Genomic DNA, 19,401 nt, shown 5'->3' with positions numbered 1-19,401 from the left:
TTCAGGCGGCGAAGGCCCCGAACGCCTCGGCCCCGTGGTGCACGCGATAGCTCTCGATGCCGATATCTCCAGACCAGCGCCACAGGGCCACCACGCCTTCGTCGCCGGTCTGGCAGGCATGGGGCAGGTAGGTCGAATGGTGCACCGCGTGGCCTGCCACCATCTCGCGCTGCGCGTCACCCGCCGTCCATAGCGCCCGGCCCGCGATGATCACATAGGTCTCGACGGCGGCGTGAGAGTGTAGCCCATAGCGCGTATTGGGCCGCTGGTAATACAGCCCGGCCCGCAGGCTCGGTGAATATAGCGGCGCCTCCGGTCCCATCAGGTCGACGACCGAGAACAGGGCGTTGTCCTCCGCAGCGATCTGACCGGCCACCGGGTTGTGACCCCAGGGCAGCATCTCATGTGCGGCCAACGCAGCCTGTGCCACCGCCAGCGGCGAAGCGGCCAGCAAGCCACAGATCGCTTCGGTATCGCCGGGAGAGTCGTTGGCAAGCCGCGCGACCTCGGTGACCGATAAAAGCGCCTCGGCAGTCTCGGCGGCACATTCACGCCCTTCGGCGCGGAACACCGCAGCCATCTCGGACAGGAAAAGCTGGAACGGATCGTGCATCGCAACCTCCTCGGTCGAATGCACCTCCCCTAACGCAAACGGGCCCACGCGACTTTCGCCGCAGCGACCCGAGAACGGTCGTTTTCGCGCGGTTCCACCCCGGCCGGCAGGCCGGGGTTCACCCCGGTCTCGCCCGCCAAAGCCACCCGTTCCGGCCAATCACCCCACATCGAACTCCAGAGTCCTGATCTGCTGGAACAGCCCGGTCTCGTCCAGCTTGGCGATCACGTCCTCCGGCACCGGCGCATCGACGTAGAGCAGCGCGATCGCCTCCGCCCCCGCCTTCGACCGCCCCAGGGTGAAGTTGGCGATGTTCACACCGTTGCCGCCCAGCGTCTGGCCCAGCGCGCCGATGATGCCGGGCTCGTCGCGGTTCGTGGTGTACAGCATGTGCTGCCCGATCTCGGCGTCGATGTTGATTCCCTTGATCTGGATGAAGCGCGGCTTGCCGTCGCTGAACACCGTCCCGCCGATGGACCGCTCGCGCTCCGCCGTCACCACGGTCAGCTTGATATAGCCCTCGAACGCGCCAGACTTGTCCTGCTTGGTGGTCGAGATCTTGATTCCCCGCTCCTTGGCAATGAGCGGTGCCGAAACCATGTTCACTTCCGGGTTCACCGCCTTCATGATCCCCGCCACGGCGGCGCTCGTCAGCGCCTCCAGGTTCATCTGGCTGACCACGCCGTCATACAGCAGGTTGATCGCCTTGATCGGCTCGTCCGTCATCTGGCCGATGAAATTGCCCAGATGATCGGCCAGCTTGATCCACGGCCCCATCACCTTGGCTTCCTCGGCAGTCACCGACGGCATGTTGAGCGCGTTGGTCACAGCCCCCGTCAGCAGGTAGTCCGACATCTGCTCGGCCACCTGAAGCGCCACGTTCTCCTGCGCCTCGCTGGTCGCGGCCCCCAGGTGCGGGGTGCACACCACGTTGGGCAGACCGAAAAGCGGGTTCTCCGTCGCCGGCTCCTCGGCGAACACGTCCAGCGCCGCCCCGGCGACATGTTCCGATTGCAGCAACTCCGCCAGGGCCGCCTCGTCCACCAGCCCACCGCGCGCGCAGTTGACGATCCGCACGCCCTTCTTGGTCTTTGCAAGGTTCTCGCGGCTCAGGATGTTGCGGGTGGCGTCGATCAGCGGCGTGTGCAGCGTGATGAAATCCGACCGCGCCAGCAGCGTATCGAGATCCACCTTCTCGGCCCCCTTCTGCGCGATCTTCTCCTCGCTCAGCGTGGGATCATACGCGATCACCTTCATCTTCAGGCCCCGCGCACGGTCGGCCACGACGCCGCCGATATTGCCGATGCCGATGATGCCCAGCGTCTTGTTGGTCAGCTCGACCCCCATGAACTTGGACTTTTCCCACTTGCCGGCATGGGTGCTGGCGCTCGCCTCGGGGATCTGGCGCGCCACGGCGAACATCATCGCGATGGCGTGCTCGGCGGTGGTCACCATGTTGCCGAAGGGCGTGTTCATGACGATCACGCCTTTCTTCGAGGCCGCCGCCTTGTCGACATTGTCGGTGCCGATCCCGGCGCGGCCGATCACCTTGAGGTTCTTCGCCGCCTCCAGGATCGTCGGCGTCACCTTGGTGGCCGAGCGGATCGCCAGCCCGTCATAATCGCCGATCGCCTCGGCCAGCTTGTCCTTGTCCTTGCCCAGCTCGGGCATGAAATCCACCTCGATCCCCCGGTCGCGGAATATCTGCACGGCGGTTTCGCTCAGCTTGTCGGATACGAGTACCTTGGCAGCCATCTGTCTGGTCCTTTGTCTTTGAATTCTGGGAATGGTGGGTTTGAAACCCACCCTACGGTTCACGTGGCGGTCGGTTTGAACCCCACCCAGTGCGTCCGGCGTAGGGTGGGGTTTCACCCCACCTCAAACGGTCTCGGAAAGCGCCGCGATCTCGGCGTTGAACGCCCATTCGATCCACGGCATCAGCGCGGCCACATCGGCGGTCTCCACCGTGCCGCCGCACCAGATGCGCAGCCCCGGAGGCGCGTCGCGATAAGCCCCACACGTCATAGGCCACACCCTCGGTCTCCAGCCGCTTGGCCACGGCCTTGGCAAACGCCGCGCCATCGCTGATCCGGTCATCGTCGAACTTCAGGCAAACGCTCGTATTCGACGCCGTGGCCGGGTCCTTGGCCAGGAACTCGACCCACTCATGGGTGCCGACAAAATCCGCCACCGCCTTGGTATTGGCATCCGCCCGCGCCATCAGGCCCTCCAGCCCGCCGACCGACCGCGCCCAGTCGAGCGCCAGCAAATAATCCTCGACCGCCAGCATCGACGGCGTGTTGATTGTCGCCCCCTCGAAAATGCCCTCGTTCAGCTTGCCGCCTTTCGTCAGGCGGAAAATCTTCGGCATCGGCCAGGGCGGCGTATAGCTTTCCAGCCTCTCGACGGCCCGAGGCGACAACACCAGCATCCCATGCGCCGCCTCGCCGCCCAGCACTTTCTGCCAGGAGAACGTCACCACATCCAGCTTGTCCCAAGGCAGGTCCTGCGCGAACGCCGCAGAGGTCGCGTCACAGATCGTCAGCCCCTGACGGTCCGCCTTGATCCAGTCGCCGTCCGGCACCCGCACGCCGCTGGTGGTGCCGTTCCACGTGAACACCACGTCATTGTCCGTGTCCACGCCGCCCAGATCGACGATCTCGCCATACTCGGCGGTCTTGACCTCGGCATCGAGTTTCAGCTGCTTGACCGCATCCGTGACCCAGCCCGCGCCAAAGCTTTCCCAGGCCAGCATCTCGACCTTGCGTTCACCCAGAAGGCTCCACATCGCCATCTCGACCGCGCCGGTATCCGACGCCGGCACGATCCCCACCTTGTAGTCGTCGGGAATCCCCAGCACCTCGCGCGTGCCGTCGATGGCAGCCTTCAGCCTGGCCTTGCCCACGGCGGCACGGTGCGACCGGCCCAGAGGGGCGTCGGCAAGCTTGCTCAGGTCGAAAACGGGGGTTTGGCACAGGGGCCGGAGGAAAAACGCGGGTTCGCCGGAACGGCGACAGGTTTAGTGTCCGGCCGCGTGCCGGGTGTCTCAATAGCCATTGCTGCTATCCTTCCAGATAAGCGCCCCTCGTTGGGGAGGGGTGTCCCACCTAGCGGGATACGCCCGCCGGAAGAGTCGCGCAAGACGGTAAACGGCCCCTCAGCGCCGGTTCATGGACGTTTTACGACCTTTTCGGTTCCGATCGGAAACGCGCGCGTCGCAAATCCGCCAAGGTGCACGCTGGCCGGTGCTATAATGCCGCCACGACCCGTCCGGGTGCGCCGCGGCGACCCGGCATCGCATCAACAGGATCAGACCCATGCATATGAAACTCTTGCCGGCCCTGCTCGCGGCCGCCCTGCTTTCCCCCTCCGCAAGAGCCGAAACCCCCGAGGAACGCGGCGCGTATCTCGTCGAGGGGCCTGCCGCCTGCGGCAACTGCCACTCGCCCATCGACCAGACAGGCCAGCCGCTGACGGGGCAGAACCTCGCCGGACGCTTCGTGATGGAAACGCCCGAGTTTACCGCCTATGCCCCCAACCTCACCCCAGCCGGCCCGGTCGGCACGTGGTCCGACGCCGAGCTGGCCCGCGCCATCCGCGAGGGCATTCGGCCCGACGGCTCCGTGATCGGCCCGCCCATGCCCTTTTCGGTCTACAGTGGCCTTTCCGACGGCGACGTATCGGCCATTGTCGCCTATCTCCGCACCCTGCCCGCGGTCGAAAACCCTGTGCCCCTGTCGCAGTACAACATTCCCCTGCCCCCGGCCTATGGCCCGCCCGTCGGCACCGTCCCCGAGGTGCCCCGCGGCGTCACGGCGGAATACGGCGCGTATCTCGCCGGTCCGGTGGCGCATTGCACCGACTGCCACACCACCTTCGGGCCGAAAGGCCCCATGCTGGACACCCACCTCGGCCGCGGCGGGCTCAGGATCGACGGGCCGTGGGGTACGTCGATCGCCTCCAACATCACCAGCCATGTCGACGGCCTGGTCGGGTACACCGATGCCGAGGTCGCGGACATGATCACCCTGGGCAAGCGACCCGATGGCACCGCGATGCTCCCGCCCATGCCCTATTCCTACCTGTCGCGGATGACGGACGACGACCTCGCCGCGATCATTCTCTACCTGCGGACCCTGCCGCCCCTGCCGGACGTGCCAGACGTCGCAGGCTAAGGCCCTGACGCCCTTCGCGTGCCGCGGCAGCGCGAAGGGCCCTCTCCCCGGCTGGAACCCCATCCCAACCTGCGCTATGCCCGAACCCGATGCGCAGCGCGGAGATGCCCCATGTTCACCACCACCCTCATCGCCCCGCCGGGCACGCTCGACCCCGCCCTGGTCGAGAACCTGCGCAACGCCTGGGGCGGGTTCGACGCCCGCTGGCTGTCACCCGACGAAGCGGCGGAGTTCGACATGGCCGCGCTACCCGACAACCAGTGGGAGGTCTGGGACAACCTGCAAACCCTGCGCACCGATCTTGTCGTCCAGCCGTCCGGGAACCGCCGCAAGCGCATGCTGCTGGCCGACATGGACAGCACCATTATCCAACAGGAATGCATCGACGAACTGGCCGAAGAGGCCGGCGTCGGCACCCATGTGAAAGATATCACCGCCCGCGCCATGAACGGCGAGCTCGACTTCGAAGGCGCGCTCCTGGAACGCGTCGCCCTCCTGCGCGATCTGCCCGAGAATGTCATCGCCGAGGTCCTGGACACCCGCATCACCCTCATGCCCGGCGGCGCCACCCTGCTGGCCACGATGAAAGCCCACGGTGCCTACACCGCCCTCGTATCGGGCGGCTTTACCGCCTTCACCTCGCATATCGCCACGCTTCTGGGTTTCGACGAGAACCGCGCCAACACGCTGCTTGTCGAGGATGGCAAACTCACCGGCGACGTCGCCCGCCCCATCCTCGGGCGCGAGGCCAAGATGCAGGCGCTCGCCGACATCACCACCCGCCTCAACATTTCCGAAATCGACGTGCTGGCAGTGGGCGACGGCGCCAACGACCTCGGCATGCTCGCCCGCGCCGGTAGCGGCGTCGCACTCCACGCCAAACCCGCCGTCGCCGCGGGATGCGCGTTGCGCATCAACCACGGCGACCTCACCGCGCTGCTCTACCTGCAAGGCTACGACCGCAACGATTTCCAGATCCTGTAGGGTGGGCGAAAGCCCACGCACCGCCGCATCATTTAATCTTTTCGTTAATTAACTGATCTGTTAATTACCGTTCCATGACCCACCTGACCGACACCTTCGCCGCCCTCTCCGACCCCACCCGCCTTGCCGTGGTCGAGCGCCTGATGGCCGAGGGTGAACTGCCCGCCGGCCGTCTCGTCGAACAGGCCGATATCAGCGCCCCGGCGGTGTCCCGCCACCTCAAGGTGCTGCGGCAGGCGGGCCTCGTCGAGCAGCGCACCCAGGGCACCAGCCGGCTCTATTCCGTCCGGGCACAGGCGCTGAAAACCATCGCCGACTGGGCGCTCGATCACCGCGCCTTCTGGGAGGCGTCGATGGACCGCCTCGCGACCCACCTTGCCCTCGAAGACAAGGATTGACGGATGGGCGAGGTCCGCATCACCCGCGACTTCCCGGTCACGCCCGAGCGTCTCTTCCGCGCCGTCACCCAGCGGGCCGAGGTGCTGGAATGGTGGGGCCATGACGGCATGACCCTGCCCGACACCGCGCTCGACTTCACCCGCGAAGGCCCGTGGCATTCCGAAATGCTCGATAGCGACGGCAACCGCTACCGCATGTCGGGACAGGTCACGCATGTCGACCCGCCCCGCTCCGTGGGCTTCACCTGGACATGGCACTTGCCCGAAGGCATGCAGGCCCCCGAAAGCCACGTCACCTTCACCGTCACACCCACGCGTGACGGCGCCCGGCTGACCATCGACCACCGCGACCTGCCCAATGACGACCGCGCCGCGCGGCACGAAACCGGCTGGACAAGCGGCCCGATGGTCCGCCTCGCCCGCCACCTGCAAACTTGTCCCCACTGATCCCTGAAAGGAAACCAACCAATGCCCAAGTACATCTTCGCCTATCACGGCGGCGGCAGGCCCGAGACCGAAGAAGAGGGCATCAAGGCGATGAAGGCCTGGGAAAGCTGGCTCGGCGGCCTCGGCGGCAAGCTCATCGACCCCGGCAACCCCGTGGGCATGTCCAAGACGGTCAGCACCGAGGGCATCGCCGACAATGGCGGCTCCAACCCTCTGGCTGGCTATTCCATCGTCGAGGCCGCGGATGACGCCGAGGCCTGCGAGATCGCCCGCGGCTGCCCCATTCTCGACGGCGGCAAGGGCAGTGTCGAGGTCGCCCCCATCATGGAAATGTAGCCCGCGCAGTCCCGGGCTTGACCCGGGACCTCCTTCCCCCTTTCGCTGGCTTTGAACGTCCTCTGCCCCCCGCGCCCACCGCGCGGCGCGTCAAACGCCCGCCAGCGACGCCCGCACCGACGTGATACCACCCGAATACCGACGCGATACCGACGTCGTCTCAGCCCTTCCGGCGGCATTAACCTTCCGATTCGCCAATTCACCTTGTCCCTTCCCCGGCTTGGCCCTACGTTCTTGTTGAAACCTCGGGGTGTCGACCGGCCACCTCCGGCGACTGAGATGCACATAGCAAACCCGTTGAACCTGAACCGGCTGACACCGGCGGAGGGAAGGTCATGCACCCGCATCGCGCCGCCCCTTCCGCCGAAAGGGAGGATGCCATGAAACGCCTTGTTTTCACTGCGGGATGTCTGCTCACCGCCACGACCGCCGTGGCCCAAGAGACAGGCGAGACGCCCGAACTGACCGTCTACACCTATGACAGTTTCGTCGCCGAATGGGGCCCCGGCCCCCAAATCGAAAAGGCGTTCGAGGCCACCTGCAACTGCGACTTCAACCTCGTCGGCGTCGAGGACGGCGCCGCCCTGCTGGCCCGTGTCCGGCTCGAGGGTGAAAATACCGACGCCGACATCGTCCTCGGCCTCGACACCAACCTGATCGCCGCAGCCAAGGACACCGGCCTGTTCGCCGAGCACGGACAGTCCCCGGACCTCGATCTGCCGATCACCTGGGACGACCCGGTGTTCCTGCCCTACGACTGGGGCTATTTCGCCTTCGTCCATGACAAAGACATGGAAGCGCCCAGCAATTTCAAGGCCCTGGCCGACAGCGACACCTCCATCGTCATTCAGGATCCCCGCTCCTCCACCCCCGGTCTCGGCCTGTTGATGTGGGTCAAGACCGCCTATGGCGACGAGGCCCCGCAAATCTGGGAGGGGCTCTCGGACAACGTCGTCACCGTCACCAAGGGCTGGACCGAAGCCTACGGCCTCTTCCTCGAAGGCGAGGCCGACATGGTGCTGTCCTACACCACCTCGCCCGCCTATCACCTGATCGCCGAGGAGGACGACAGCAAGACCGCCGCCGCCTTCGACGAAGGCCATTACATGCAGGTCGAAGTGGCCGGCAAACTGGCTTCGACCGACCAGCCCGACCTGGCCGACCAGTTCCTCGCATTCATGCTGACCCAGGACTTCCAGTCCGTCATCCCGACGACCAACTGGATGTACCCCGCCAAGGAGCTTGAGGGGGCCCTGCCCGACGGGTTCGACACCCTGATCCAGCCGGAAAAATCCCTGCTTCTCAGCGCCGAAGAGGCCGCCGCCACCCGCGACGATGCGCTCGATGAATGGCTGAACGCGCTCAGCCGCTAAGTGCCAGACCGGGATGGAGCGCCGCCGCCCTCGTGGCCGTGCTCATCTTCGGCGCGCTGCTGGCCGTTGCCCTGCGCGCCGAAACCGGCCGCGGCTTCAACGCCGCCGACTGGGCGGCGCTTCGCTTCACACTGGTGCAGGCCACGCTCTCGGCCTTGTTTTCCGTGCTGCTGGCCATCCCTGTGGCCCGCGCCCTCGCCCGCCGCCGGTTCCGGGGCCGCAGCCTGCTGATCGCGCTGCTGGGCGCCCCGTTCATCCTGCCGGTGATCGTCGCCGTGCTGGGCCTGATCGAGGTCTTCGGCCGCGGCGGCTGGGTCAGCGCGGCCCTGGGCACGCTCGGCCTGCCCCCGGTGCAGATCTACGGTCTGCACGGCGTCGTCCTCGCGCATGTGTTCTTCAACCTGCCGCTGGCCACCCGCCTTGTCCTGCAAGGCTGGCAGGAGATTCCCGCCGAGCGTTTCCGCCTGGCCGCCCTGCTGGGCATCGACGGCTGGGCGATGTTCCGCGTGATCGAAATGCCGATGCTCCTGCGCCTGATCCCCGGCGCCTTCACCGTGATCTTCGCCATCTGCCTCACCAGCTTCGCCGTCGCCCTCACCCTCGGCGGCGGGCCGCGGGCCACCACGATAGAACTCGCCATTTACCAGGCGTTCAGGTTTGACTTCGGTCTTGGTCGGGCCGCGCTCTTGTCCGCCGTGCAGCTTGGTCTGACGGTTTTTGCCGGTGGCATCGCCCTCTGGCTGGCGCGCGGCGAAGGGTTCGGCTCCGGCCTCGATCGCGGTTTGCGCCGGTTCGACGGAAAAACGACCACCGCACGGTGCATTGACGCGCTGTTCATCGGTGTCGCGGCAGTCTTCCTGCTGGTGCCGCTCATGGCCATCGCGCTGTCGGGCCTGCCCGGCTTTGCCGCCATGCCGCGCCAGGTCTGGACGGCAGCAGCAACCTCGCTCGGCGTCGCCGCGCTCAGCACGGTCCTGCTGCTCTGCATGGCCCTGCCCATGGCGACCGCCATCGCCACCGGACGGGGGCGCATGGTGGAAATCGCGGGCCTTCTGGGCCTCGCCGCCTCGCCACTGGTCATCGGCACCGGGCTCTTCATCGCGATCCGCCCCTACGCCAACCCGCAGGACTTCGCCCTGCCCGTCACGGCGCTGGTCAACGCCATCACCGTGCTGCCCTTCGCCCTGCGCATTCTCGTCCCCCGCGCCCGCGATATCGTGTCGCGCCAGGGCCGCCTCGGCCTCTCGCTCGGCATGGCCGGGCTGCCCTTCCTACGCCATGTCCTGCTGCCCCGCCTGCGCGCGCAGATCGGCTTTGCCGCCGGTCTTGCGGCAGCCCTCTCGATGGGCGATCTCGGCGTCATCACGCTCTTTGCCGACCCGAACGTGGCCACCCTGCCGCTACAGGTCTACCGCCTCATGGGCTCCTACCAGATGGAGGCCGCCGCCGCCGCCTCCTTCCTGCTCCTGATCCTGTCCTTCGGGGTCTTCTGGCTGCTCGATCGCGGGGGTCATCGCCATGCTGAAACTTGACGCCGCACATATCCGCAACGGCAGCTTCACGCTCGCCGCCGACCTCACCATATCCGGCGGCGCGACCGTTGCCGTGATCGGCCCGTCGGGGGCGGGCAAGTCCACCCTGATCGAAGGGATCGCGGGCTTTTTGCCCGTCGCGCATGGCCGCATCACCTGGGACGGCGCCGACATCACCGACCAGCCCCCGGGCGCCCGCCCCGTCGCCATGCTTTTCCAGGAGGACAACCTCTTTCCGCACCTGACACTGGCGCAGAATGTCGGGCTGGGCCTGTCGCCCAACCTGCGCCTGTCCGCCCAGGACAAGACCCGCGTCACCGAAGCACTGGACCGGGTCGGCCTTGCCGGCATGGCCACCCGCAAACCCGGCGCTCTCTCGGGCGGCCAGCGCAGCCGGGCCGCACTGGCTCGCGTCATGCTTCAGGACAAACCGCTGTTGTTGCTGGACGAACCCTTCGCTGCTCTGGGTCCCGCCCTGCGAATGGAAATGCTCGACCTCGTGGCCGAGATCGCCCGTGAAACCGGCGCGACCCTTCTGATGATATCGCACGCACCGGAAGATGCCCGTCGCATCACGGCACAGGCCGTTCTCGTCGCCGAGGGCACCGCCCACGCACCGCGCCCGACCGGCGAGTTGCTGGACAACCCGCCGCCCGTCCTGCGCGACTATCTCGGCTAGGCCGCCAGCCCGGCCCGCGTCCTGCCGATCATCAGTGCCGCGCGGGCCGCCTCTTGCCCCTTTTCTCTGAAGTGCGCCTTGAAGATCCCGATGTGATGCGCCGTCTCGTGAAACTGATGCGGGGTCAGCGACACCGACAGCACCGGCACATCCGCATCCATGCCGGCCCGCATCAGCCCGTCCACCACGGCCTGCGCCACAAAGTCATGGCGATAGATCCCGCCATCCACCACCAGCGCCGCCGCCACCACGGCGCCGTATCGCCCTGACCGCGCCAGGTCCCGTGCCAGGAGCGGCATCTCGAACGCCCCCGGCACATCGAATACGTCCACATCCTCCGCCGGGATCGCCTCGCAGAACCCCTTCAGGGCCTGATCCACGATCTCGGCATGCCAGTTGGCCTTAATAAAAGCGTAACGGGTGTGTGTCATTGCAGGTCTCCTTTCCGTCTCGCGACACGTTCACCCAAGGCGCAGCACGACAGGAAAGGTGGCAGCCCACCCAAGGGGCACCATGGGCGGTGCCCTTTCCCGGCGTTCTCTTCCATCCGGACTGTGACCGTCGGCCCTGGAATTGCACCAGGTCTGCTTGACCAAGGGGGATGCAGGGCACCCCCGATGCGCTCGCGGGCTTGCGGCATGACATGCCGCTTACCGCCGGTGGGGAGTTTCACCCCGCCCTGAGAACACGGACCAGATTGCGGGAAAGGTGCGGCACGGGCAAGCCGTATTCGGTCTCGAAGGCAAGGAGGGACACCGATGAAAACATCTGGGGAATGGTGCCCGCCTTCGGCCCGTGCCGCGACCGAAGCATTATCGAAGAACGCTCCGGTATCAGGCGGAAGCGCGCGGAAAGGATGGGGGAAGCACCGCGCGCTCCCATTGGCCGCGTCGCAGCTTAGGCGGGCAGGATGCCGGCCTCCTGGCCTGCGGCGATCTCGTCTTCGCTCAGCAGCCCGTCGGTATCCGAATCCAGCTGCTCGAACGTGCCCGCGGGCGCGTCGGGCATCGCGGCCTGGAATTCTTCCATCGTGACCATGCCATCGCCGTCGGTATCGGCATCGAGTGCCATCGCCATGGCCGGAACGGTCAGGGCAAGCGCGAAGGTTGCTGCGGAAAGTGTCTTGGTCATCTTTGGTTCCCTTTTGTGGGTTCAGGTTGTCCGGGGCTTTGCTGCCCGCGGACCCTCAACATGACCACACACCGTCCCTCCCGGAAGAGATCCGGCGCAAGGGGTCGTCCATCTCGCGGAAAGAGGCCCAAACAGCGCTTTCGACTCGGCGCCGGTCTGCCGCCAATGGGCAGGCTATCGCGGCGGTGCGGAAAGCAGCGCATCGCGTACCGGGCTTTCGGCAGAAACCCGTCAGCCCGCGCACGATTGCATCAACGCGACCTTGAAGGACTCAGGGCAGCAACCCAGCGACCGGCTTCACGATGCCGGTCCGCACCTTGCGGCGGTTCAGGATCGGCGCGTTCATGAATTTCAGGGTCGCCGGATGGTCTGCCTCCAGCACCCCGATCCGCACCAGCAGCGCCGCGATGGTGCAATTGGCCGCCCGCGTGCTGCCATCCGCCGCCTTCAGCGCGATCCCCAGCTTCTTCGTCGGCGCAATGGCCACGAAAAACCCCTCCGCCCCGGTCTTCAGCGCCACGGGCTCGTGACAGGCCTTCATCAGCTCGGTACAGGCGCGTTTTTCCCCGGCGACCAGCAGCGGGTTGGCGATCATCGCATCGCGCAGCCGCACCGCCGCATCCTGTCGCTTGCCACCACCTTCGGTCGCATTGGCGAACCAGCCCATCGCCCGGCCGATCCCCCGCATCGTGGTGATCGAATTGGGCGCATTGCACCCGTCCGGGGCAAAGCCCGGGCTCCGCTCCCCGGTCAGTTCCTCGAACGCCTCGAAACAGGCGCGCTGCACCGGGTGGTCCGGGTCCACATATTCCGGCCCGCCGTTCAGGTGCTTCGACAGGGTCATGAACCCGGCATGCTTGCCTGAACAGTTGTTGTGCACCTGGCAGGGCGATCCGTCGGTCTTGATCAGGTGGTTGAACGCGGCGCGGTCCTGCGGCATCTGCGGCCCGCAGCGGAAATCGTCGTCGCTCAGGCCCAACCCGTGGATCCAGTCGTTCACCGCATCCGTGTGCACCGCCGCCCCCTGGTGCGATGCGCAGGCCAGCGCCAGCTGTTGCTGGGTCAGCCCGAACGCATCCGCCGCGCCACTGTCCACCAGCGGCATCGCCTGGATCATCTTGGCCGAGCTCCGCGGATAGATCATGGCATCCGAATCGCCCCAGCCCTCGATCACCTCGCCCGCGCCGTTGCAGATCACGGCATGGCCCAGATGCAGGCTTTCCACGATGTCTCCACGCCAGATTTCGGTCAGGGGAACGGCATTGGTCACTTGGGGTCTCCGGTCGTCAGGCAGGTCGTCTCGGCGCGTCATTCCTGCGGCGAAAATTCGCCAATTGCACCTTTCATGTCTCGCGTGTTTCAGGCTAGTGTTGCAATGTCGAGAATGAAATGGCTGCACGTGCAGAAAATTCCGCCAGGGAATGGGTGCCGCCAGGGACGATTGAGGCTAAAGGACAGCTTGGAGGCTGGACAAATGGGATCATTGAAAGCATTCGGCGCCGCCGCGGCCCTTCTGGCCATGGGCGCGACGACCGCAACCGCACAAGAAGAGAGCACCAACCAGGTCGCCGCGAAAACCGCGTGGAGCGTCTTTGAAGACGCCGACCCGAAAGAGTGCTGGGCCGTCAGTTCACCCACCGAGACGGTGAACACAAAGGATGGGCGCGTTGTCGCCGTGCGCCGTGGCGACATCCTGCTGATGACCTTTTTCCGCCCCGGGGCCGGGGTGCAGGGCCAGATCACCTTTACCGGCGGCTACCCCTTCGCGGGCGGCTCGACGGTGAACGTCAATATCGGCGGGACCGAGTTCGAGATGTTCACCGAGGGCGAGTGGGCCTGGCCGGCAAGTGCCGCCGACGATGCCAAGATCATCGCGGCGATGAAGCGTGGCGCCGATGCAGTGCTGACCGCGCGGTCCGGACGCGGCACGGTCACCAAGGACACGTTCTCGCTTCTGGGCTACACCGCCGCCCTGGAAGAAGCCGAGAAGCGCTGCCAGTAACCTTTTCAGCCGTTCAAATGATCACGTCGCGCGGGGCCGCCGCGCGGCGCAGACGGTCGTTGATCGCCCGGCCCAGCCCGGTCTCGGGTATCGGCGCCACGGCAATGCCCGCCGCGCCCTTCGCATCCAGCCGGTGAAGCGCACCAAAGAGGTTCGCCGCAGCCTCCACCAGGTCGCCGGTGGGCGACAGGTTCAGATCACAGTCCATCGGCCCGAACCCCAGGAACAGTTCGCCCTCGTCGGCCACCGTCGCGTTCAGCCTGACCGCCGCCCCCGGCGCGTAATGCGACACCATCTGCCCCGGCGCGGTCAGCGTTCCGCCCGCCTCATGCCGCCCCAGCGGCGCGCCCAGAGCGGCCTCGATCGCCTCTGCCGGAATACCTCCGGGCCGCAGCAAGGTCGGTGCCCCCTCCAGCCCCAGGATCGTCGATTCCAGCCCCACCTCGCAGGCCCCGCCCTCGACGATCGCCTCGATCCGGCCCGACAGGCCCGCCGCCACATGTGCCGCCTCGGTCGGGCTGATCCGCCCCGAGGGGTTGGCCGATGGCGCCGCCACCGGCCCATCGAACGCTCTTAGCAGCGCTTGCGCCACCGGGTGCGCCGGCACCCGAACCGCCAGCGTCGGCAACTCCGCCGTGACCAACGGAGACAGCCCGGCGTCATCCTTGATCGGCAGCACCAGCGTCAGCGCACCGGGCCAGAAGGCCGAGCCGAGGATTTCCGCCGAATCCGACCAGTCCACCAGCGCCTTCGCGGCCTCCGCGTCCGGCACGTGCACGATCAACGGGTTGAACCGGGGCCGTCCCTTGGCCTCGAAGATCCGCGCCACCGCCCGGTCGTTCCGCGCATCGGCGCCAAGGCCGTAGACCGTCTCGGTCGGAAAGGCGACAAGCCCGCCGTCACGCCAGACCCCCGCCGCCTGCGCGTAGCCGCCCGCATCCGCGGCCAGGTGTCGTGTCTCAAGTGTCATGGCCGGTCTGACGCCGCGTTCTGATTGCCGTATCGGGCCTTTGCAATAGAGTTGCCCCAAGACCCACGACACAGTTACAGATGCGCGTGCCGGATGCCAAGCCGTGCCGCCCATCGCCATTTGGGAGATACCGATGCCCTACCGCGCCCCTGTCGAGGATTTCCAGTTCCTGTTCGATCACGTGGTCGGCCTTGATCGCGTAAGAGCCACCGACCGCTTTGCCGAGGCGACGCCGGACGTGACCGCCGCGATCCTGTCCGAAGCCGGCAAGCTGTGCGAAGAGGTTCTGGCCCCCCTGCAACGCCCCGGCGACCTGCACCCTGCCCGGCTGGAAAACGGCGTCGTGCGCACCAGCCCCGGCTATGCCGAGGGCTACAAGGCCATTGCCGAGGGCGGCTGGGTCGCCATCGCCGCCGACCCCGAGCATGGCGGCATGGGCCTGCCCATGGTGGTCACCACAGCCGTGAACGACATGATGTCCGCCGCCTGCCTGTCCCTGCAACTCAGCCCCCTGATGACCCAGGGCCAGATCGAGGCGCTGGAACACCACGCCAGCGACGCGCTCAAGCAGACCTACCTGCCCAAACTGGTCAGCGGCGAATGGACCGGCACCATGAACCTGACCGAGGCTCAGGCCGGCAGCGACGTCGGCGCGCTCACCACCAGGGCCGTGCCCAACGGTGATGGCACCTACGCCATCACCGGCCAGAAGATCTATATCAGTTGGGGCGACAACGATTTCACCCCCAATGTCTGCCACCTCGTGCTGGCCCGTCTGCCCGACGCCAAGCCCGGCACCAAGGGCATCAGCCTGTTTCTCGTGCCGAAATTCATCCCCGACGAGAACGGCGAACCGGGACAGGCGAACGACCTCAAGGTCGTAAGCCTGGAACACAAGATGGGCCTGCATGGCAGCCCCACCGCGGTAATGCAGTATGACGGCGCCACCGGCTGGCTGGTGGGCGAGGAACATGACGGGATGCGCGCCATGTTCACCATGATGAACAACGCCCGCCTTGGCGTGGGCACCCAGGGTGTCGGCGTGGCCGAAGGCGCCTATCAACACGCGCTGGCCTACGCCCAAGAGCGCAAGCAGGGCCGCAGCACGATAGAGAACGGCACCGGCACCATCATCGACCACGCCAACGTGCGCCGGATGCTGGCCACGATGAAGGCCGAGACCTTCGCCGCCCGCGCCATCGCGCTCACCTGCGCCGCCGCAATCGACATGGAAACCGCCACCGCCGCGCCCGACTGGGCCGCGCGCGCCGCGTTCCTGACGCCCATCGCCAAGGCGTTCGGCACCTATACCGGCATTTCCGTCGCCAACATGGGCATCCAGCTGCACGGCGGCATGGGCTTCATCGAGGAAACCGGCGCCGCCCAATACCTGCGCGACGTGCGCGTGACCGCCATCTACGAAGGCACCAACGGCATCCAGGCGATGGACCTCGTGGGCCGCAAACTGATGGACGGGGGCGAGGCCGCCTATGCCATCCTCGACGAGATCGAAAGCACCGCCGAAGCCGCCCGCGCCAAGCATCCCGAGTTGGCCGAGCCGGTCTGGCAAGCCACCGAATCCCTGCGCGAGGCGACCGAGTGGATGGTCGCCCAGAACGACATGAACAACCGCTTCGCCGGCGCCGTGCCGTTCCTGCGCGCTTTCGCCCGGGTCCTCGGCGGCCACGCGCACCTGCTGGCCGCGATGCACGACACCGATGGCACCCGCAAACGTCTCGCGCGGTTCTACATCACCCGCATCCTGCCCGAGGCGCAGGCCCATATCGCCCACGCCACCGCCGGGGCCGACGACCTCTACGCCCTCGCACCAGAAGACTTCGCCGCCTGATGGCCGACGGAAGCAAGATCACCACCCCCTGGGACGAAGCGCCCGAGCATGGTGCGGCCGTCGAGGTCGCGCGCGGCATCCTGTGGATCCGCCTTCCCCTGCCCATGGCGCTGGATCACGTCAACATCTACGCGCTGGACGAGGGCGACAGCTGGACCATCGTCGACACCGGCGTGCGCACCAAACGCTCCATCGCGCTTTGGCAGGACGTGCTGGCCGGTCCGCTCGAGGGCAAACCCGTCTCCCGCGTGATCCTCACCCACCACCACCCCGACCATATCGGCATGGCGGGTTGGTTGATGGACCGCTTCGGCGCGGAGCTCGCCATGACCCGCACCGCCTACCTGATGGCCCGGATGCTGATCCTCGACGTCGAGGATCGCCCCACACCGCAGGCGCTCGAATACTGGCGCCGCGCGGGCATGGACCCGGACATCTTCGAGGCTCGCAAGAACGACCGCCCCTTCAACTTTGCCGACACCTGCGCGCCGATCCCGGTGGGCTACACCCGCCTGCAACAGGGCGGCACGCTCACCGCCGGCGGCCGCGCCTGGGATATCCATGTGGGCTACGGCCACGCACCCGAGCACCTCACGCTCTGGTCGCGCGACGACGCGCTTGTGATCGCGGGCGACCAGATCATCTCGTCCATCAGCCCCAATATCGGCGTCTATCCGACCGAGCCCGAGGCCGATCCCATCGGCGATTGGCTGGAAAGTTGCGAGCGTCTCTCGGCCCTCGCCCGCCCCGATCAACTGGTCCTGTCGGGTCACAAGCTTCCCTTCACCGGGCTGCCCACCCGAATGCGCCAATTGGCCGAGAATCACCACGGCGCGCTCAAGCGGCTGGAAAAGCACCTCGCCACGCCCCGCACCGCCGCCCAATGCTTCCCCCCGCTCTTCAAGCGCAAGATCGACGGCGGCACCTACGGGCTTGCCCTGGTCGAAGCGGTTGCACATCTCAACCACCTGCATCAGGCTGGCCGCATCACGCGCACCCTCAGCGACGATGGCGCGTGGCTCTGGCAGACGAAGGACTAGACCGGCATGGATGAAAAGATCGACACCACCGCCGAACGGATCGAGGGCGCGGTCCTCGCCCGCTGTCACGAGGTGCACGCCGATCCCGACACCCCTGCACCGAAGTGCCCGAGAAACTGGCCGACAAACAGGCCCTGGCCGAAAAAAGCCCCGCGAAATGGGCCTACGAGCGGCTGATTCTCTATATCCAGAATTTCGAGAAGACGCTCGACAACGAACACGAGGTCGCCATGGGCTTCGCCGGCGGCGGCCCCGGCACCCTGCGGATCGAGGGCATGGGCTATTTCGACCCCGACATCGTTACCTTCTACGGCTCCGATCCGTCGGGCGCCAAGACCCAGCTCATCCAGCATGTCAGCCAGCTTGGCGTCATGCTCCGCGCCCTGCCCAAACCGCCCGAGACCGCCGAGCCGGTGCGCATCGGCTTCCGGCTGGCGCAGGACCTCGAAACCTCTGCCTGACTGCGACGTTCCGGGCCGTGACAGCCGGATCGGAATCCGTTATCCAGACGCGAACAGTGACAACCGCACACGAGGATCGGGATCATGGCCAACGAACACAAGCACGGTGAAATGGATATCAGGGTTCAGGAAAAGACCTTCGAGGGCTTCCTGAAGGCGTCGGCCTACGTCGCGGCCGGCTCCATCATCTTTCTTATCCTGCTGGCGATGATCAACATCTAGGCCGCGCATCGGCCAACCGACAGAAATCCGACGCCCCCCGGGAAACCGAGGGGGCGTTCTGCTTTGCAGCAATGCTCCGGCCCTCGTCCGGCCCGTCACCCCACCAGGTACAGCATCAAGTAAAGGGCGGCACCGCCCGCAAGGATCGCCGCGATGATGTTCCGCGTCCATCCGCCCACCACGACAGTCACCGCCGCCGCTGTCAGTCGCGCGGGGTCCATCTCTCCCTCCGTCGCCGCGGGCCACAGGACCCGCGGTGCCACCAGCCCGGGCAGGATCGCGACCGCGGTATAGCGCAGGTGCCGCAAAAGCCAGGGCGGCATCGGCCTGTCCCCCACGATCCCGATAAAGAAAAAACGCAGCGCGTAACTGCCCAGCCCCAGCAGGATGATCACGGTCCAGATGGTTACGCTGTCCATCACGCGCCCCCCTCCGGCTGCGTCCGCCGCTCGATCTCGGCGCCTGTCATCATCGCCAGGATCCCCGCCACGAACAGGCCGAGGTTATAGGGCAGAAAGGCAAAGACCAAAGCTCCCACCACCGACACCAGCGCCGCGGCCAGATGCGCCCGCGTCCGCAACATCGGCATGATCAGCGCGATGAACGTGATCGGCACCGCGAAATCCAGCGCCATCCACTCGGGGATCGACGTGCCAAGAACGGCACCGACCACCGTGAACAGGTACCAGAACGGACAGACGGGCACGACCGTCCCCCAGAAATAGATCAGCTTCTGGCGCAGGCTCCATTGCCGGTTCTGTTCATAGCGGATCGAGGCGAGCGCATAGCTCTGGTCGACGATGAAATACGCCGCCAGCGCCCGGTGCCACAGCGGCGCCCCGCCCAGGTACGGCGTCAGCGCGGCGGAATACATCGCCATCCGCAGGTTCACCGCCAGCGCCGAGGCCAGCACCAGGATCACCGGCGCCTGGTCCACCATCAGCTGCAGTGCCGTGAACTGAGCCGCCCCCGCGATCACCGCAAAGGAAAAGGTCAGTGCCTCCAGCACGTTCAGCCCGGCCTCGGTCGCGACCACGCCAAAGAGCGTGGCAAAGGGCGACACGACCAAAACAAAGGGGGCCGCATCGCGTACCCCTTTGAAGAAAATCGACTTGTCGGTTTCCGTTGTCATCCCGACGCCCTAAGTTAGCATCTGTACGAAAGTGCCTATCCTGCAATTGGGGGGATC

19 protein-coding genes, 3 pseudogenes and 2 riboswitches are annotated in these 19,401 nt (G+C 66.5%); of the genes and pseudogenes, 13 read left to right on the top strand and 9 right to left on the bottom strand.

The window, feature by feature from the left end:
• Nucleotide 1: 1 nt before the first annotated feature.
• From ACSQ76_RS01760 to ACSQ76_RS01750, 3 genes and pseudogenes are all read right to left on the bottom strand, one after another.
• Nucleotides 2–613 (bottom strand): dimethylsulfonioproprionate lyase family protein, encoded by a 612-nt coding sequence (locus ACSQ76_RS01760; RefSeq protein WP_437155215.1) that lies wholly within the window; start codon nt 611–613, stop codon nt 2–4.
• Nucleotides 614–772: 159 nt separating this feature from the next.
• Nucleotides 773–2,368 (bottom strand): phosphoglycerate dehydrogenase, encoded by a 1,596-nt coding sequence (gene serA / locus ACSQ76_RS01755; RefSeq protein ID WP_437155214.1) that lies wholly within the window; start codon nt 2,366–2,368, stop codon nt 773–775.
• Nucleotides 2,369–2,491: 123 nt separating this feature from the next.
• Nucleotides 2,492–3,670 (bottom strand): annotated as a pseudogene (locus ACSQ76_RS01750) (phosphoserine transaminase).
• A 260-nt stretch (nt 3,671–3,930) separates the two neighbouring features.
• Here ACSQ76_RS01750 and ACSQ76_RS01745 point away from each other — a divergent pair.
• The 8 genes from ACSQ76_RS01745 to ACSQ76_RS01710 all read left to right on the top strand — a co-directional run bounded on the left by ACSQ76_RS01745 (nt 3,931) and on the right by ACSQ76_RS01710 (nt 10,537).
• Nucleotides 3,931–4,788, top strand: coding sequence for a c-type cytochrome (locus tag ACSQ76_RS01745; RefSeq protein WP_437155213.1), 858 nt, complete (start codon nt 3,931–3,933; stop codon nt 4,786–4,788).
• Nucleotides 4,789–4,899: 111 nt separating this feature from the next.
• Nucleotides 4,900–5,772, top strand: a complete 873-nt coding sequence (serB, locus tag ACSQ76_RS01740; protein ID WP_437155212.1) for a phosphoserine phosphatase SerB — start codon at nt 4,900–4,902, stop codon at nt 5,770–5,772.
• A 74-nt stretch (nt 5,773–5,846) separates the two neighbouring features.
• Nucleotides 5,847–6,170: an ArsR/SmtB family transcription factor gene (locus ACSQ76_RS01735; RefSeq protein WP_437155211.1), complete on the top strand. Its 324-nt coding sequence runs from the start codon at nt 5,847–5,849 to the stop codon at nt 6,168–6,170.
• 3 nt (nt 6,171–6,173) lie between these two features.
• Nucleotides 6,174–6,617, top strand: a complete 444-nt coding sequence (locus ACSQ76_RS01730) for an SRPBCC family protein (protein WP_437155210.1) — start codon at nt 6,174–6,176, stop codon at nt 6,615–6,617.
• Between the two features lie 21 nt (nt 6,618–6,638).
• Complete coding sequence (locus tag ACSQ76_RS01725) at nt 6,639–6,953, top strand: hypothetical protein (protein WP_437155209.1); 315 nt, start codon at nt 6,639–6,641, stop codon at nt 6,951–6,953.
• A 236-nt stretch (nt 6,954–7,189) separates the two neighbouring features.
• A riboswitch (TPP riboswitch) is annotated at nt 7,190–7,300 on the top strand.
• 33 nt (nt 7,301–7,333) lie between these two features.
• On the top strand, nt 7,334–8,326 hold the full coding sequence (thiB, locus tag ACSQ76_RS01720) for a thiamine ABC transporter substrate binding subunit (protein WP_437155208.1): 993 nt from the start codon (nt 7,334–7,336) through the stop codon (nt 8,324–8,326).
• Complete coding sequence (locus ACSQ76_RS01715; RefSeq protein ID WP_437155207.1) at nt 8,302–9,858, top strand: thiamine/thiamine pyrophosphate ABC transporter permease ThiP; 1,557 nt, start codon at nt 8,302–8,304, stop codon at nt 9,856–9,858. The genes thiB and ACSQ76_RS01715 overlap by 25 nt, the downstream gene beginning before the upstream one ends.
• Nucleotides 9,845–10,537, top strand: coding sequence for a thiamine ABC transporter ATP-binding protein (locus tag ACSQ76_RS01710; protein ID WP_437155206.1), 693 nt, complete (start codon nt 9,845–9,847; stop codon nt 10,535–10,537). The genes ACSQ76_RS01715 and ACSQ76_RS01710 overlap by 14 nt, the downstream gene beginning before the upstream one ends.
• Here the strand turns inward: ACSQ76_RS01710 and ACSQ76_RS01705 are convergent.
• The 3 genes and pseudogenes from ACSQ76_RS01705 to ACSQ76_RS01695 form a co-directional block, all read right to left on the bottom strand.
• A pseudogene (locus ACSQ76_RS01705) lies at nt 10,534–10,971 on the bottom strand (6,7-dimethyl-8-ribityllumazine synthase); the annotation flags it as partial. The gene ACSQ76_RS01710 and the pseudogene ACSQ76_RS01705 overlap by 4 nt on opposite strands.
• Before the next feature lie 97 nt (nt 10,972–11,068).
• Nucleotides 11,069–11,228: riboswitch (FMN riboswitch) on the bottom strand.
• Nucleotides 11,229–11,434: 206 nt separating this feature from the next.
• On the bottom strand, nt 11,435–11,668 hold the full coding sequence (locus ACSQ76_RS01700; protein WP_306130921.1) for an EF-hand domain-containing protein: 234 nt from the start codon (nt 11,666–11,668) through the stop codon (nt 11,435–11,437).
• A 271-nt stretch (nt 11,669–11,939) separates the two neighbouring features.
• Complete coding sequence (locus ACSQ76_RS01695) at nt 11,940–12,938, bottom strand: asparaginase (protein WP_437155205.1); 999 nt, start codon at nt 12,936–12,938, stop codon at nt 11,940–11,942.
• 204 nt (nt 12,939–13,142) lie between these two features.
• On the opposite strand from ACSQ76_RS01695, the gene ACSQ76_RS01690 reads away from it, so the two are divergent.
• Nucleotides 13,143–13,670, top strand: coding sequence for an invasion associated locus B family protein (locus ACSQ76_RS01690; RefSeq protein ID WP_371931352.1), 528 nt, complete (start codon nt 13,143–13,145; stop codon nt 13,668–13,670).
• A 13-nt stretch (nt 13,671–13,683) separates the two neighbouring features.
• On the opposite strand, the gene ACSQ76_RS01685 is transcribed toward ACSQ76_RS01690, so the two are convergent.
• Nucleotides 13,684–14,640, bottom strand: coding sequence for an L-threonylcarbamoyladenylate synthase (locus ACSQ76_RS01685; RefSeq protein ID WP_437155204.1), 957 nt, complete (start codon nt 14,638–14,640; stop codon nt 13,684–13,686).
• Nucleotides 14,641–14,773: 133 nt separating this feature from the next.
• Here ACSQ76_RS01685 and ACSQ76_RS01680 point away from each other — a divergent pair, with 133 nt between their 5' ends.
• The 4 genes and pseudogenes from ACSQ76_RS01680 to ACSQ76_RS01665 all read left to right on the top strand — a co-directional run bounded on the left by ACSQ76_RS01680 (nt 14,774) and on the right by ACSQ76_RS01665 (nt 18,212).
• Nucleotides 14,774–16,489 carry an acyl-CoA dehydrogenase gene (locus tag ACSQ76_RS01680; RefSeq protein WP_437155203.1) on the top strand — a complete coding sequence of 572 codons (1,716 nt, stop codon included), beginning with the start codon at nt 14,774–14,776 and terminating at the stop codon, nt 16,487–16,489.
• Nucleotides 16,489–17,529, top strand: coding sequence for an MBL fold metallo-hydrolase (locus ACSQ76_RS01675; RefSeq protein ID WP_437155202.1), 1,041 nt, complete (start codon nt 16,489–16,491; stop codon nt 17,527–17,529). Before ACSQ76_RS01680 ends, ACSQ76_RS01675 begins: the two co-directional genes overlap by 1 nt.
• Nucleotides 17,530–17,535: 6 nt before the next feature.
• A pseudogene (locus ACSQ76_RS01670) lies at nt 17,536–17,990 on the top strand (hypothetical protein).
• Nucleotides 17,991–18,074: 84 nt separating this feature from the next.
• Nucleotides 18,075–18,212: an aa3-type cytochrome c oxidase subunit IV gene (locus tag ACSQ76_RS01665; protein ID WP_306130915.1), complete on the top strand. Its 138-nt coding sequence runs from the start codon at nt 18,075–18,077 to the stop codon at nt 18,210–18,212.
• Nucleotides 18,213–18,307: 95 nt separating this feature from the next.
• Here ACSQ76_RS01665 and ACSQ76_RS01660 read toward each other — a convergent pair whose 3' ends face one another.
• Nucleotides 18,308–18,631, bottom strand: a complete 324-nt coding sequence (locus ACSQ76_RS01660) for an AzlD domain-containing protein (RefSeq protein ID WP_437155201.1) — start codon at nt 18,629–18,631, stop codon at nt 18,308–18,310.
• Entirely contained in the window at nt 18,631–19,344 is a 714-nt protein-coding gene (locus ACSQ76_RS01655; RefSeq protein ID WP_306130913.1) for an AzlC family ABC transporter permease, read from the bottom strand. The genes ACSQ76_RS01660 and ACSQ76_RS01655 overlap by 1 nt, the downstream gene beginning before the upstream one ends.
• Nucleotides 19,345–19,401: the final 57 nt, after the last annotated feature.

Source organism: Roseovarius sp. B08 (genome assembly GCF_051417955.1).
GTDB lineage: Bacteria > Pseudomonadota > Alphaproteobacteria > Rhodobacterales > Rhodobacteraceae > Roseovarius.
Note: the sequence above shows the minus strand (reverse complement) of the source record. Positions and strands in the feature narration are given on the sequence as shown.